Genomic DNA, 15,485 nt, shown 5'->3' with positions numbered 1-15,485 from the left:
GCACGGGCTTTTCAGAGTGAGTGAATGCAGCGAAGCTTATTGGCTCAAGCTCAGCTTAGTTGGCCATCCAGCTCCAGGATCCTGGCGTTATTCGGGATGATGTACTTGGCCTCAAACTCTTCCAGTGACAGCGGCTGACTGAAATAGAAGCCTTGACCTATGGCGCAGTGATTTTGCTTCAGCCACTCAAGTTGCTGCTCGTTCTCTATGCCTTCGGCGACAATTTTCAGATCCAGTTGCCGTCCCAACATCAAAATAGTGGAAGCTATTGCGCTCTCATGGGGCAGGTCGGTCACGAAACAGCGGTCAATCTTCATGGTGGTGATTGGCAAGTGTCTCAGATAGGAAAGGGATGAGTAACCTGTACCGAAGTCATCAACGGCAATACCGAACCCTGCGGATTTAAGTTGCTCCAGCTTGCTGATTGCCAACTCAATATCATTCATCAGCGAGGTCTCGGTGATCTCCACTTCCAGCAATTCAGGCTTTATCTGATAGCGCAGCGCCATCTGTTTGATATCCGGTACCAGGCTGGCGTCAGCAAACTGCTGTGAGGCAACGTTGACGGCGATAGGGGTGCTGAAGTTATAGCGTTTTTGCCAGCGGCGCAGCACCCGGCAGCTTTGCTCTATGACCCAGCGGCCGATAGGGATGATGATCCCGGTTTCTTCCGCCACGGGAATAAACGACATGGGGCTTATCAGGCGGCCGTCTTTTTGCCAGCGGATCAGCGCCTCACATCCCATCAACTCGCCGGTCTCTATATTGACCTTAGGCTGAAAGTGCAACAGGAATTCGTTGTTACGGATGGCATCGTGCAGGGAGGCTTCGGTGCGCAGTCTCACCGCCGCTCGCTCTGTCATCTGTTGCTTGAAGAAAGCCCATTGGTTGGAACCGGCGGCCTTGGCACTGTACATGGCGATATCGGCATGACGAATAAGGTCTTCGGCGCTCAGACCATCTTCGGGGTAGATGGAGATACCTATGGAAGCGGCCGGGTGAATGGCATGTTCGTTGAGCTGCACCGGGGTATTGAGCTGGACCAGCAACTTGTCGACAAAGTCGGCGGCCTGGGTCGGTGATTGGATTTCATCGGCCAGGATCACAAACTCATCGCCGCCTAGACGGGCCACTGTGCCCTTGTCACCGACCACCCGTTCCAAAATACGGGCGATTCTTGCCAGAAACTGATCACCCACCGCATGACCCAGGGAATCGTTGACGTTTTTGAACCTATCGAGGTCGATAAACAGTAGGCTGAAGTTACGTCTGTGCACCCTGGCGCGTTGAATGGTGACGGCTATGGTTTCAAGTAGCAAGGTACGGTTGGGCAGGCCGGTGAGTGGATCCCGGGTCGCCATTTTACGCAGCTTGCTTTGGGTCTGGCTGAACTGTTTGAGGATCTGGTTGAACTTGGAGGTAACCAGCCCCAATTCGTCATCTTTGTGGTTGGCCGATACCGGCAGCATGTTTTCATCCGGTGATTCCGGGTCAATTTTGTCTATCGCCTCGCTGATACGGGCGATGGGTTGGGTCAAGAAGCGGTGGAATACTATGGACAGCACCAGAGTCAGAAACAACGCCCTGGCCAGGGTGGCGGCAAAACCGAACTGCAACTGGCTTATAAGGCTTTGGGTCAGCTCTCGGGTATCATAATTGATAGTGAGCGTGCCTATCAGTTGCTCTTTTTGCGCACCTTCAAAATAAAAGGGCCGTTGCAGTGGCCTTGATATCTGCTTGAGATCGCCAAACAGTTTGAGACTGATATCCCCGAAAGTATCTGAGGGCTCCGGGCGGCTGCTGCCGAGATTCACGAATAGAGAGTTGTCGTCCAGAGTGATCTTGGCTGAACCGACATGGTCTACCTTCATCACCCCTTCAAGGGTTTGCCGGGCCAGATTATCATCCAGCGCCCAGACCGCATTGGCGGCAGGCTGCTCCACAGAATCGAGCAACTCCTGCTGGCTGCTGATCAAGGACTGCCTTTCTGTAGTCACCACAATCAAAATTTCGATGATAAAAATGGCAACGGCAAAGAATAGCGCAGTGAAAACCACCAGATTGGTCTGCTTCCAGGTGAGTGATTTGAACCTGGCAGTATTCATCTGCCTCTTCCTGCTTTGTAGTCGAATTCTATATTCAAGGCTAGTCCAAATTGGTAGCAATGTAGCAACTTGTGGTTGATATAGTCCACTTTAGAAAAAAGAAGCGCCTTTGTCATCATCTGGCACTCTTTATCTATTCAAGATGTTTGCAGTATACTTACGCGCGAAATTCAAGGTTATTAAATTAAGGAATGGGTCAAGTGAATCCTATTGTAAAAAGTTTTGAGTATGGTCAACACACAGTCACTCTGGAAACAGGGGTTATTGCACGCCAAGCCGATGCAGCCGTTCTGGCCAGCATGGGCGATACTACAGTTCTGGTGACTGTGGTTGGCAAGAAAGAAGCAGACCCAAGCCGTGACTTCTTCCCGCTGACTGTTAACTATCAGGAAAAGACTTACGCAGCCGGTAAGATCCCTGGTGGTTTCTTCAAGCGTGAAGGTCGACCATCTGAAGATGAAACACTGATCGCCCGCCTGATTGACCGTCCTATCCGTCCACTGTTCCCTGACGGCTTCACCAACGAAGTCCAAGTGATCATCACTGTGGTTTCTGTTGATCCACAGATCGAGCCAGACATTGTGGCCATGATAGGTACCTCTGCTGCTTTGGCTATTTCCGGTATTCCATTCAATGGTCCTCTGGGTGCGGCACGTGTCGGTTACATCAATGGCGAGTACGTGCTGAATCCTGGTGCAGAGCTGCGTGAAAACAGCCAGCTGGATCTGGTTGTTGCCGGTACTCAGAGCGCCGTGCTCATGGTGGAGTCTGAAGCCAAGGCCCTGCCTGAAGAAGTGATGCTGGGCGCCGTGGTATACGGTCACGAGCAGCAGCAGGTGGTGGTTAATGCCATCAATGAACTCAAGGCCGAAGCCGGTAAGCCTGCTTGGGACTGGACAGCTCCTGTTGCCAACGAAGAGCTGGTTGCCAAGGTTAAGGCGCTGGCCGAAGAAGGTCTTACCGCCGCTTACCAGATCATCGCCAAGCATGAGCGTCGCGATGCGGTAGTTGAAGTCAAGAAAGCCGCTATCGAAAAGCTGCTCGAGGAAAACCCTGAGCTGGATCAGCGTGAGCTGGACGGCCTGCTGGGTAGCCTGGAGAAGAAAGTGGTTCGTAGCCGCATCATCAAAGGTATGCCTCGTATCGATGGTCGTGAGCCTGATATGGTGCGTGCCCTGTCTGTGATGGCCGGCGTGCTGCCACGTACTCACGGTAGCGCCCTGTTTACCCGTGGTGAAACTCAGGCTCTGGTGACCTGTACTCTGGGTACCGAGCGTGATGCGCAGAAGATTGACTCTATCATGGGCGAGCGTACCAACCGCTTCATGCTGCACTATAACTTCCCTCCATACTCTGTCGGTGAAACCGGCATGGTGGGTTCACCCAAGCGTCGTGAAATCGGTCACGGTAAGCTGGCATGGCGTGGTATCAACGCAGTAATGCCTTCTGCCGAAGAATTCCCATACAGCGTGCGCGTAGTATCTGAAATCACTGAATCCAACGGCTCCAGCTCTATGGCGTCTGTATGTGGTACTTCTCTGGCGCTGATGGATGCCGGTGTACCTATCAAGACTTCTGTTGCCGGTATCGCCATGGGTCTGGTGAAAGAAGGTGATGACTTCGTCGTACTGTCTGACATTCTGGGTGATGAAGATCACCTGGGTGATATGGACTTTAAAGTGGCCGGTACCCGTGATGGTGTAACCGCACTGCAGATGGATATCAAGATTGAAGGTATCACCAAGGAGATCATGGAAATTGCGCTGCAGCAAGCCTATGGTGCCCGTGTGCATATCCTCAATGTAATGGATCAGGCCATTGGCTCTGCCCGTGACGATATCTCTGACCATGCTCCACGTATCACTACCATCAAGATCAACCCTGAGAAGATCCGTGAAGTGATAGGTAAGGGTGGTGCAACTATCCGTGCACTGACCGAAGAGACAGGTACCACTATCGAGTTGGAAGACGACGGCACTGTGAAGATTGCTTCAAACAATGCCGATGCCACCAAGGAAGCTATCCGCCGCATCGAAGAGATCACCTCTGAAGTGGAAGTGGGTCGTATCTACAAGGGTAAAGTTATCCGCATCGTTGACTTCGGTGCCTTCGTTAACATACTGCCTGGTAAAGATGGCCTGGTACACATCTCTCAAATCGCTGAAGAGCGTGTGGCCAACGTATCCGACTACCTGCAATTGAACCAGGAAGTTACCGTTAAGGTAATGGAAGTGGATCGTCAGGGCCGTGTGCGTCTGTCTATCAAGGAAGCACAACAAGCTGCTCCAGAAGCTGCCGAGTAAGCTTTCATAGCATGAGAAAAGGAGACCTTGGGGTCTCCTTTTTTATTGCCATCACTTAAATTATCTTGGATTTGCCACTGCGGCTTGATAGCGTAGGTACTGCTGTATTGCTATGATTGAGCCTGCATTGGGATATGACAAAGGAAGGATTGGATGAGTTTTAATCTGCGCGCCGCTGTGTTTTCTGTACTGGCCGGAGCCAGTTTGCTGACTTCGGGATGCGCTTCCCTGCCGGCGTCTGAAGCCAACAGTGAATTGTTGGTCGCCCCTGTCTTGCCGGACTATAAGTTGGAAGTTACTCTGGCAAAACTCAACGAAATCCTGGCCAGAGCAGAGCTGACCACAGAGCAGCGCGCCCGTTTTCATTATGATCGCGGCGTTATATACGACAGCGTAGGCTTGAGGATCCTCGGACGTATCGATTTCCATCAGGCGCTGAAATTGCAACCGGATTTGGCCGATGCCTATAACTTCCTCGGTATCTATTACACCCAGGAAGGTGAGTTTGAAAGTGCCTACGAGGCGTTTGATGCGGTTCTTGAGTTATCGCCTGAATATGATTATGCCTTTCTCAATCGCGGAATTGCCCTTTACTATGGCGATCGCAAAGAGCTTGCTGCCAAAGACATGGAAAGCTTTTACCTCAAGGATGAAAGCGATGGTTACCGGGCGCTGTGGCTATATCTGACCGAGTATGAACTCTCACCCCAGGAAGCGCTGGCAAGGCTGCAGTTCAACCGCACCCGTCTGGATGACAATGCCTGGGCGACTGTGCTGGTCGACTATTATCTGGGCGCGGTTGATGAGTCCCAGGTGTTTGCCATGGCCAAGAGTGGCCTGACTCACCCCAAAGAATATGCCGAGCGCTTGTGTGAAGCCTATTTCTATTTGGCCAAGGTGGCGACCGAGCAAGGCCATAAGGATAAGGCGGCCGATTATCTGCGCCTGGCGCTGGCTACCAATATCTATGATTTTGTCGAACACAGATATGCCAGAATGGAACTGGCATTGCTGGAGCAAACGCCGCAACCGGTACAACAGACAGCTAACTGATCTGCCTTTATCTGACAATCAAAGGCCTTGCCTAGCCAAGGCCTGAGTGAGGCGCTATAATTTGCGCCTTTTTCAAGCGTCATAAGTGTACGGAAGAACATGTCAGGTATTAAAGTCGAAGTGGACAAGCGCCGCACCTTCGCCATCATTTCTCACCCGGATGCGGGTAAAACCACCATTACAGAAAAAGTCTTGCTCCATGGCCGCGCCATTCAATCTGCCGGTACAGTGAAAGGCCGTGGCTCGTCTCAGCATGCAAAATCTGACTGGATGGAGATGGAAAAGGAGCGGGGGATCTCGGTCACGACTTCTGTGATGCAGTTCCCCTACAACGACTGCCTGGTTAACCTGCTGGATACCCCAGGCCACGAAGACTTCTCTGAGGATACCTACCGTACCCTGACAGCGGTGGACTCCTGCCTTATGGTTATTGATGCTGCCAAAGGGGTTGAGGATAGAACCCGTAAGCTGATGGAAGTGACGCGGCTGCGTGATACCCCTATCGTCACCTTTATGAACAAGCTCGACCGGGATATCCGCGATCCGATGGAATTGCTCGATGAAGTGGAAAACGAGCTCGATATTCTCTGTGCTCCGGTCAGCTGGCCTATAGGCTGTGGTAAGTCTTTCAAAGGCGTTTATCATATCCACCGCGATGAAACCATCCTGTATCAAACCGGTCACGGTCACACCATTCAGGAAGTGAAGATACTCAAAGGATTGGATAACCCTGAGTTGGACCAAGCCGTTGGCAGCGATCTGGCCGCGCAGCTGCGTGAAGAGATGGAGTTGGTAACCGGCGCCTCCAATGAATTTGATCTCGAGCTGTTCTTAAGTGGTGAGCTGACACCTGTGTTCTTCGGTACCGCCCTGGGGAACTTCGGGGTTGACCATATGCTGGATGGCCTGACTGCCTGGGCCCCCAAGCCAATGCCAAGACAGACCACTGAGCGTTTGGTCGAAGCCGGTGAAGACAAGTTTTCCGGTTTCGTTTTCAAGATCCAGGCGAACATGGATCCCAAGCACAGAGACCGTATCGCCTTTATGCGTATCGTTTCCGGCAAATACACCCAAGGCATGAAGATGAAGCATGTCCGTATAGGGAAAACCGTCAGTATTTCCGATGCGGTAACCTTTATGGCCGGTGACCGTGAGCGTGCCGCCGAAGCCTATGCCGGTGATATCATAGGCCTGCACAACCATGGCACCATTCAGATAGGTGATACCTTTACCCAAGGGGAAGAGTTGAAGTTCTCCGGGATCCCCAACTTTGCGCCGGAAATGTTCCGCCGTATTCGCCTTAAAGATCCATTGAAGCAGAAACAGCTGCTTAAAGGCCTGGTGCAGCTCTCGGAAGAGGGGGCCGTGCAGGTTTTCCGCCCTCTGGACACCAATGACCTTATCGTTGGCGCTGTTGGGGTGCTGCAGTTTGAGGTAGTGGTAGCCAGACTCAAGTCGGAATATAACGTGGAAGCCATCTATGAGGCCATCAACGTGGCAACCGCGCGTTGGGTCTACTGTGACGATGCCCGCAAGTTGGAGGAGTTCAGACGCAAGTGCTCCACCAACCTGGCGCTGGATGGTGGCGACAACCTGACTTATATTGCCCCGACCATGGTTAACCTCAATTTGTCCATGGAGCGCTATCCGGACATTGAGTTTGCCAAGACCCGGGAACACTGAATCATAAAGGTGGAGCTTGCTCCACCTTTTTTATTGGGATGTTGTTGAGAGATCTTCTGATGTTTTTTATTCAAAAGTGCTGGCAAAGTTACATCCGTTTTTGTGATCGAATGGGGTTAACCGAAGAAAATCGGCGCTGCTGTATGCCAAGACTCAGCGATCCTCCTTTGCAAAAAGGTGGGCAAGAGGCTGACGTTAAAGACAGGCAAAAAGAAGGAGAACAGCATGATCTTTGATTCTCACGCTCATCTGGATTTCAGCGACTTTGATCATGACAGACTAGCCCTCATGGCCGCGATGAAAGCCGCCGGTATTGGCGGTGCTATCATTCCCGGTGTCAGTCCTCGGCATTGGTCAAAGCAGAAAGCGATTGCTCACCAGCTGCAACTGCCTTTCACCTTAGGGATACATCCTTGGTATTGTCCTAAATCAATTGCAGAGAGTGACCTGGCGCTGACAGCGCTCAAAAGTGAGCTCACTTCTGTAAATGACCCTCTGATGGTAGGAATCGGCGAGTGTGGTTTGGACAAACCCAAGGCTGAGCTGGCGCAAGATAACCCGGCGCATGTCCCCTGGAACCTGCAATACAGGGTGCTGGAAGGGCAGTTGGCCTTGTCGGCGGAGTTGAAGCTGCCGCTGATACTGCATTCGGTGAAGACCCATAATGAACTCTTGGGCATGTTGAAACAGCATTCACTGCCGCGGGGCGGGGTGGTTCATGCCTTTAATGGCTCTTATGAGACGGCGATCGCTTATTTGGAGCTTGGCTTCAAGTTGGGGATTGGCGGCTTATTGCTGAATAAAAATGCAAAAAAGCTGCGTGATGCAGTTGGCAAATTACCGCTCGATGCCTTGTTGGTTGAGACTGATTCGCCCTCAATGACGCCGAGTTTCCTGCCGGAAAAACGCAATACCCCCCTGACATTGGTACAAATAATAGCCGAATTGGCGGATTTGCAGAAAAAAACCAATGTTCTAATATCAGAACACCTCCAACAGAACTTGATGCAACTGTTTGAGCTTTAGTTTCTTTTAATTAAACAGGTGTAACTCGCATTCTGTGATGTGACTAAACTTTTGAAAATTAACTTCAAAAATTTGATCAAAACGACGATTTTGCCCCGGAGGTCGGGTATAATCTTGCTCGGAAAAAGGTTGGTTAACAACATAATTAAAAAGCGTTAACAATAGGGTGATGGTTAATGAATATACTTATGAGCTTGGTAGGGGTGGTCACCCTACTCGCGATTGGTTTCTTGTTGTCCAACAACAAGAAGGCAATCAATCTTAGAACTGTCGGTGGTGCACTGGCAATTCAGGCTGCATTGGGCGGTTTTGTCTTGTACGTGCCGTTCGGTAAGGACGTTCTCAAGAACGTATCCGATGCTGTTTCCAGTGTTATCGGTTATGCACAAAATGGTATCAGCTTCCTGTTTGGTGATTTGGCTAACTTCAAAGTCGGCTTTATCTTCGCAGTGAACGTGCTGCCGGTTATCGTGTTCTTCTCCTCTCTGATCGCTGTGCTCTACTATCTGGGCATCATGCAGTGGATCATTCGTATTTTGGGTGGGGCGCTGCAGAAGGCCCTGGGCACCAGCCGTACCGAGTCCATGTCTGCCACAGCCAACATCTTCGTGGGTCAGACCGAAGCGCCTCTGGTGGTTCGTCCCTTTATTCCAACCATGACTCAATCTGAGCTGTTCGCCATTATGGTGGGTGGTCTTGCATCTATCGCAGGTTCTGTTCTGGCCGGTTATGCACAGATGGGTGTACCTATCCAGTATCTGGTTGCGGCTTCTTTCATGGCGGCACCAGCGGGTCTGTTGATGGCCAAGCTGATGCATCCTGAAACTGAAACTGCCAAGAACGACATGGATGAGCTGCCTGAAGATCCAGACAAGCCAGCCAACGTACTGGATGCTGCCGCTGCCGGTGCTTCTTCCGGTATGCACCTGGCGCTGAACGTTGGTGCTATGCTGCTGGCCTTCATCGGTTTGATTGCCATGATCAACGGCATCATAGGTGGTATCGGCGGTTGGTTCGGCATGGAAAACCTGACCCTGGAACTGATCCTCGGCTATATCTTTATGCCTCTGGCTTACCTCATCGGTGTGCCTTGGAATGAAGCCATGGTTGCCGGTTCTTTCATCGGTCAGAAGATAGTGGTCAACGAGTTTGTGGCTTACATGAACTTCGCACCCTACATCCATGATGCTGCCATGAGTTGTACTGCCGTTGCCGCTGAGGTCACTAAAGAGTTGCCTATGTGTGTGGCTGAAACTCAGGCGCCAATGACAGTCCGTACTCAGGCGATTATCTCTTTCGCTCTGTGTGGCTTCGCTAACTTGTCTTCCATCGCTATTCTGCTGGGCGGCTTGGGTGCCATGGCACCAAATCGTCGTCACGATCTGGCTAAACTGGGTCTGCGCGCTGTGGTTGCCGGTTCTCTGGCTAACCTGATGAGTGCGACTCTGGCCGGTTTATTCCTGGCACTGTAAGACGGTAGTGAACAGAGGCCTGAATTCGCAGGCCTCTTGTTAACCCAATCGATTTCCAAATTAGCTTTGCTTGGCTCCTGTGCCCACTTAGGTAGGCAACATGAGCAGAACAAGAGTGCAGATATTTCTGACTAGTGAGTGAAATGGGTACTTTTGTTCAAATATAAAATTTAGTGTTCGTATTTTATTTTGTCTTTCTTGTAGTTTTGGATGGAGAAGGTAGAATGCGGGCGCCAATTAAAAGAATGCTGCTCCAAGAGGGTAGCGAGAACCAAAGATGAATGGGGTTGATGATGAAAAACGTTAAAACTTTAGCTTTAGCCGCTACAGCGGTCGCTGCCATGTCAGGCAATGCCTACGCCGCCGATCGTTCTGACCTGCACGCCAGTGATTACAAATGGATGCAGTTCAACCTGATGTACTCTATCGGTGAGAAGCCAGATAACCCAGCTTCAGGTGATCAGCACAACTACCTGGAAATGGAATTCGGTGGTCGTTCAGGTATCTTCGATCTGTACGGTTATGTTGATGTGTTCAACCTGGGTAACCAGTACACCACTGACGGTGACAAGAACCCAGGTTCAGGCACCAGCAAGATATTCATGAAGTTTGCACCACGTATCTCCATGGATGCAGTATTCAATAAAGACCTGTCTTTCGGCCCAGTTCAAGAAGTTTACTTCTCTACTCTGTTCAACTGGGACGGCCTGAATGGTGACGGCGTTAACAGCTCATTCTGGGGTGTGGGTGCTGACGTGATGGTGCCATGGCTGGGTAAAACCGGCATGAACCTGTACGCTTTCTACGACCTGAATGAGAAAGAGTGGAACGGTTATCAGTTCTCCATGAACTGGTTCAAGCCTTTCTACTTCTTCGACAACAAGAGCTTCCTGTCGTTCCAGGGTTACATCGACTACCAGTTCGGTGCTGACGAAGACAAGACAGCTTTCGTTCCTAAGACTTCTAACGGTGGTAACATCTTCTTCGGCCTGTACTGGCACTCAGATCGTTACGCTCTGGGCTATGGCCTGAAAGGCTTTAAAGACGTATACCTGCTTGAAGACGGTGCCGGTGCCCTGGCTCTGGAATCTACAGGTTGGTCTCACTACCTGAGCGCTACCTACAAGTTCTAATGGTAGATGGGGGTTATCCTCTAGGGTGACCCCCGTTTTTATTTTGCTCTGACTTAATCTTTACCTAAGCCTGAGCTATAGTGAGTTGGGTTCAATGAACCCGCAATATTAGCCGGAAGCTGGTTCAGCTTGTTTATGTAAAGGTTGACAGATTTCTCGCGTTAAAAGGGATTTTTCGCGGCAAGGCAAGGAACTCGAGTTCCCCCTTCCCGGTCTTCAAGGATTCAAGTCGTGATACTCGTTATCAAGGTTGAATACCCTACAAAGATGATTTGCAGTCAAATGCAGGCGTCGCCCGAAGGCCCGGCCATAACAATAACCACAAAAAGCCCCTCTGGCGCTGCCAAGACAGATTTTTAATCCTTTAATTTTATGTCTCGGAGAGCAATTATGAGCGATTTAAAACAAGCAGCACAGCGCGCCATCCAACTGATGGATCTGACCACCCTGAATGATGATGATACCGATCAGAAGGTGATCGAATTGTGTCATAAGGCCAACACTCCGGCCGGTCATACTGCTGCTATCTGTATCTATCCACGCTTTATTCCTATCGCGCGCAAGACTCTGGATGCCATGGGCGCCGATGATATCCGTATTGCCACAGTCACCAACTTCCCTCACGGCAATGATGACATCGCTATCGCCGTGCTGGAAACCCGTGCAGCAGTCGCTTACGGTGCCGACGAAGTGGATGTGGTATTCCCTTATCGTGCGCTGATGGAAGGCAACGAAACAGTTGGTTTTGAGTTGGTCAAAGCCTGCAAAGAAGCCTGTGGTGACAATGTGCTTTTGAAAGTGATCATCGAATCCGGTGAACTGAAAGACCCGGCGCTTATTCGCAAGGCTTCCGAGTTGTCTATCGATGCCGGCGCTGACTTCATCAAGACCTCTACCGGTAAGGTACCTGTCAATGCCACTCTTGAAGCGGCTGAAATCATGCTGACCGTTATCAGTGAAAAGAACCCCGCAGTAGGCTTCAAGCCTGCCGGTGGTGTACGTGATGCCGCCCAAGCCGCTGAATTCCTCGGTACAGCCGAGCGTATTCTGGGCAATGACTGGGTTTCACCCCGTACTTTCCGTTTCGGTGCATCCAGCCTGCTGGCCAGTCTGCTGCACACGCTGGAATTGGCTGACGCTCCAGCACCGACTCAAGGTTACTAATCCCCGCTGATTGTGATCCAAGTCTATTTGGTGACGTCAAAACTTAGCTAGTATCTGTAATAAAGTTACTACATATTTGACGTCCAACCCCAATGCTGTAACGGCTTTTATAGACAAGGTTGCAGTAGAAAGGAGGCAGTATTATGTTTCTGGCACAAGAGATAATTCGTAAAAAACGCGAAAAAATGGCGCTTTCCAAGGAGGAGATCCAGTTCTTTGTCAAAGGCATTACCGATAACAGCGTGTCTGAAGGTCAGATAGCTGCATTCGGGATGGCGGTGTATTTTAACGACATGAGCATGGATGAGCGCATTGCACTGACTACGGCTATGCGTGATTCCGGCACTGTGCTCAATTGGGATAGCCTGCAGCTCGACGGCCCTGTCATAGACAAACACAGCACAGGCGGCGTAGGCGATGTTATCAGCCTGATGCTTGGCCCCATGGCGGCAGCCTGCGGCGGTTATGTTCCCATGATTTCAGGTCGTGGTCTGGGCCACACAGGTGGCACTCTGGATAAGTTTGACGCCATCCCCGGCTATCAGACTGAGCCCGACAGCGAACTATTCCGTAAGGTGGTTAAAGAGGTCGGTGTGGCCATTATCGGTCAAACCGGCGATCTGGTCCCTGCCGACAAGCGTTTCTATTCCATTCGTGACAACACGGCCACTGTCGAATCCATCCCGCTTATCACGGCCTCTATTCTGTCGAAGAAACTGGCTTGTAGCCTGGATGCGCTGGCGATGGACGTCAAAGTGGGCAGCGGTGCCTTTATGCCGACTTATCAGGCATCCGAGGAACTGGCTCGTTCTATTGTTGCGGTTGCCAATGGTGCAGGTACCAAGACCACGGCTCTGCTGACAGATATGAACCAGGTGTTGGCCTCCTGCGCCGGGAACGCGGTCGAAGTGCTCGAGGCGGTGGACTTCCTTACCGGCAAATATCGTAATCCGCGCCTCTACGAAGTCACTATGGGACTTTGTAGTGAGATGTTGCTGCTCGGTGGTCTTGCCGCCAATGAGGCCGAGGCCCGCAGTAAGCTCAACGCCGTGCTGGATAATGGCAAGGCCGCCGAGATCTTCGCCCGTATGGTTTCCGGACTGGGCGGCCCGGTCGATTTTGTCGAACATCCTGAAAAATACTTGCCCCAAGCCAAGATTATTCGTCCTGTATATGCCGAGCGTTCCGGCTTTGCTTACAGCATGGATACCCGTGAACTCGGCTTGGCTGTGGTCACTCTGGGTGGTGGTCGTCGTAAGCCAGGTGATGCCCTGGATTACAGCGTCGGCCTGACACAGGTTTGTGCCCTGGGACATGAAATCAATGCCGACAAGCCGCTGGCAATGGTGCATGCCCAGTCAGAAAGCGCCTTCGAAGAAGCCGCTGCCGCGGTGCGCAGAGCCATAGTCATTGGCGACAGCGCCCCTGAGAAAACACCGGAGATCTATCGCGCCATCCGCGCCGCCGATCTCCAGGAGAAGTAGTATGAAACGTACCATTATTTTAATGCTGGATTCCTTCGGCGTCGGCGCAGCCGGTGATGCGGCCAAGTTTGGTGACCTGGGTTCAGATACCTTTGGTCATATCGCCAAGGAGTGTGCCGAAGGGCGTGCCAATGATGGCCGTGAAGGGCCGCTGAAGTTACCCAACCTTAGCCGTCTGGGGCTGGCACATGCCGCCATGGAAAGCACTGGTCAGTTTGCCCCCGGGTTTGACGCCGATGTCGAGTTGATAGGCGCTTATGGTCATGCCGAAGAGCTGAGCTCAGGCAAGGATACCCCCAGTGGTCACTGGGAAATGGCCGGCGTTCCCGTGCTGTTTGATTGGGGCTATTTCAGCGACAAGCAAAACTCTTTCCCCAAAGAGTTGACCGATAAGATCCTGGCACGCGCTGGCCTTGGCGGTTTCCTTGGCAATTGTCACGCATCCGGTACTGCGATTCTGGAAGAATTGGGTGAAGAACATATGCGTTCCGGCCTGCCTATCTTCTACACTTCGGCCGACTCCGTGTTCCAGATTGCCTGCCATGAAGAAAGCTTCGGCCTGGAAAACCTCTACCGTTTGTGTGAAATCGCCCGTGAAGAGCTTGAGCCATATAATATCGGCCGAGTCATAGCGCGACCCTTTGTTGGCAGCGGCGCCGCCGATTTTGCCCGCACCGGCAATCGCCGTGACTACGCGGTAGAGCCACCGGCGAAAACTGTGCTGGATAAGCTGAAAGCCGCCGGCGGCCAAGTGGTCAGTGTCGGTAAAATTTCCGATATTTATGCCCACTGCGGTATCACCAGCAAGGTTAAGGCCTCGGGCCTGGAGGCTCTATTCGATGCTACACTGGAGCAGGTCAAGGCTGCCGGTGACAACACCATAGTCTTCACCAACTTCGTGGATTTCGATTCCCACTATGGCCACCGCCGAGATGTGGCAGGTTATGCCCGGGGATTGGAATACTTCGATGCAAGATTGCCTGAAATCCTGGCACTGCTGAATAAGGATGACTTGCTTATCCTGACTGCAGACCATGGTTGCGACCCTACTTGGGAAGGCACAGATCATACCCGCGAACATGTGCCGGTTCTGGCCTATGGCGCAGGTTTGAGTGCTGGTTCATTGGGGCGTCGCAAGAGCTTTGCCGATATCGGCCAATCCATTGCCAGCTACTTCAAGCTGGAACCAATGGAATACGGCGAATCATTTATTCGCTGACAAGATATGGCTCCCTCGCCGGAGCCGTCTTTAATAAACAGACTTGAGTCTTTATAAAACTAACGGGGTTATTTCGATGGCAACACCACATATCAATGCAGTTGACGGCGCATTCGCTGAAACCGTACTTTTCCCTGGCGATCCATTGCGGGCCAAGTACATTGCCGAAACCTTCCTGGAAAACGTAGAACAGGTTACCGACGTACGTAACATGCTCGGTTTCACAGGTACCTACAAAGGCAAGCGTATCTCTGTGATGGGTTCAGGCATGGGTATCCCTTCCTGCTCCATTTATGCCACTGAGCTTATCAAGGACTATGGTGTCAAGAACCTGATCCGCGTAGGCACCTGTGGTGCAATCAGTACAGACGTTAAAGTGCGCGATGTGATCATCGGCATGGGCGCCTGCACCGATTCTCAGGTGAACCGTCTGCGTTTCAAAGGTCAGGACTTTGCTGCCATCGCCAACTATGAGCTGATGAGTGCTGTAGTCGACTCAGCCAAGACTCACGGTACCAAAATTCGTGTAGGTAATGTGTTCTCTGCCGATCTCTTCTACACTCCGGATCCTGAAATGTTCGACGTGATGGAAAAGATGGGAGTACTGGGTGTGGAAATGGAAGCTGCCGGTCTCTACGGTGTTGCCCATGAATTCGGTGCCCGCGCTCTTTGCGTGGTAACTGTTTCCGACCATATCCGTACCGGTGAGAAGACCAGCTCTGATGAGCGTCAAACCACTTTCAACGATATGATCGTCATGACGCTGGATGCTGCGATTACCCTGTAATCCGGTAACCAACTGACATCATAAGGGCTCCCTCGGGAGCCCTTATTGTTTAAGCC

General features: G+C 51.5%; 12 protein-coding genes. 11 read left to right on the top strand and 1 reads right to left on the bottom strand.

Annotated elements, in window-relative coordinates:
• Positions 1–50: 50 nt before the first annotated feature.
• Positions 51–2,105 (bottom strand): putative bifunctional diguanylate cyclase/phosphodiesterase, encoded by a 2,055-nt coding sequence (locus ACSHSR_RS16005; RefSeq protein ID WP_479630931.1) that lies wholly within the window; start codon positions 2,103–2,105, stop codon positions 51–53.
• A 200-nt stretch (positions 2,106–2,305) separates the two neighbouring features.
• Between ACSHSR_RS16005 and pnp the strand changes: the two genes are divergently transcribed.
• From pnp to deoD, 11 genes are all read left to right on the top strand, one after another.
• Positions 2,306–4,408, top strand: a complete 2,103-nt coding sequence (pnp, locus tag ACSHSR_RS16000; protein WP_025009937.1) for a polyribonucleotide nucleotidyltransferase — start codon at positions 2,306–2,308, stop codon at positions 4,406–4,408.
• 153 nt (positions 4,409–4,561) lie between these two features.
• Complete coding sequence (gene nlpI, locus ACSHSR_RS15995) at positions 4,562–5,461, top strand: lipoprotein NlpI (RefSeq protein WP_028780654.1); 900 nt, start codon at positions 4,562–4,564, stop codon at positions 5,459–5,461.
• A gap of 99 nt (positions 5,462–5,560) precedes the next feature.
• Positions 5,561–7,144: a peptide chain release factor 3 gene (gene prfC / locus ACSHSR_RS15990; protein WP_025009938.1), complete on the top strand. Its 1,584-nt coding sequence runs from the start codon at positions 5,561–5,563 to the stop codon at positions 7,142–7,144.
• 59 nt (positions 7,145–7,203) lie between these two features.
• Entirely contained in the window at positions 7,204–7,380 is a 177-nt protein-coding gene (locus tag ACSHSR_RS15985) for a hypothetical protein (protein ID WP_412522379.1), read from the top strand.
• On the top strand, positions 7,373–8,170 hold the full coding sequence (locus ACSHSR_RS15980; protein WP_181317300.1) for a TatD family hydrolase: 798 nt from the start codon (positions 7,373–7,375) through the stop codon (positions 8,168–8,170). The genes ACSHSR_RS15985 and ACSHSR_RS15980 overlap by 8 nt, the downstream gene beginning before the upstream one ends.
• A gap of 176 nt (positions 8,171–8,346) precedes the next feature.
• Entirely contained in the window at positions 8,347–9,642 is a 1,296-nt protein-coding gene (locus ACSHSR_RS15975) for a NupC/NupG family nucleoside CNT transporter (protein ID WP_025009940.1), read from the top strand.
• 293 nt (positions 9,643–9,935) lie between these two features.
• Positions 9,936–10,775, top strand: coding sequence for a nucleoside-specific channel-forming Tsx family protein (locus ACSHSR_RS15970; protein ID WP_025887926.1), 840 nt, complete (start codon positions 9,936–9,938; stop codon positions 10,773–10,775).
• Positions 10,776–11,165: 390 nt separating this feature from the next.
• Positions 11,166–11,939 (top strand): deoxyribose-phosphate aldolase, encoded by a 774-nt coding sequence (deoC, locus tag ACSHSR_RS15965; RefSeq protein WP_025887927.1) that lies wholly within the window; start codon positions 11,166–11,168, stop codon positions 11,937–11,939.
• Between the two features lie 143 nt (positions 11,940–12,082).
• Positions 12,083–13,423, top strand: coding sequence for a thymidine phosphorylase (gene deoA / locus ACSHSR_RS15960; RefSeq protein WP_208135476.1), 1,341 nt, complete (start codon positions 12,083–12,085; stop codon positions 13,421–13,423).
• A 1-nt stretch (position 13,424) separates the two neighbouring features.
• Positions 13,425–14,642: a phosphopentomutase gene (locus ACSHSR_RS15955; protein WP_044733933.1), complete on the top strand. Its 1,218-nt coding sequence runs from the start codon at positions 13,425–13,427 to the stop codon at positions 14,640–14,642.
• Between the two features lie 76 nt (positions 14,643–14,718).
• Complete coding sequence (gene deoD / locus ACSHSR_RS15950) at positions 14,719–15,429, top strand: purine-nucleoside phosphorylase (protein ID WP_025009945.1); 711 nt, start codon at positions 14,719–14,721, stop codon at positions 15,427–15,429.
• The last annotated feature ends 56 nt before the right edge of the window (positions 15,430–15,485 follow it).

The organism is Shewanella sp. VK101, assembly GCF_056497865.1.
The sequence above is the reverse complement of the archived record's forward strand: the minus strand, read 5'-3'. Positions and strand labels throughout refer to the sequence as shown.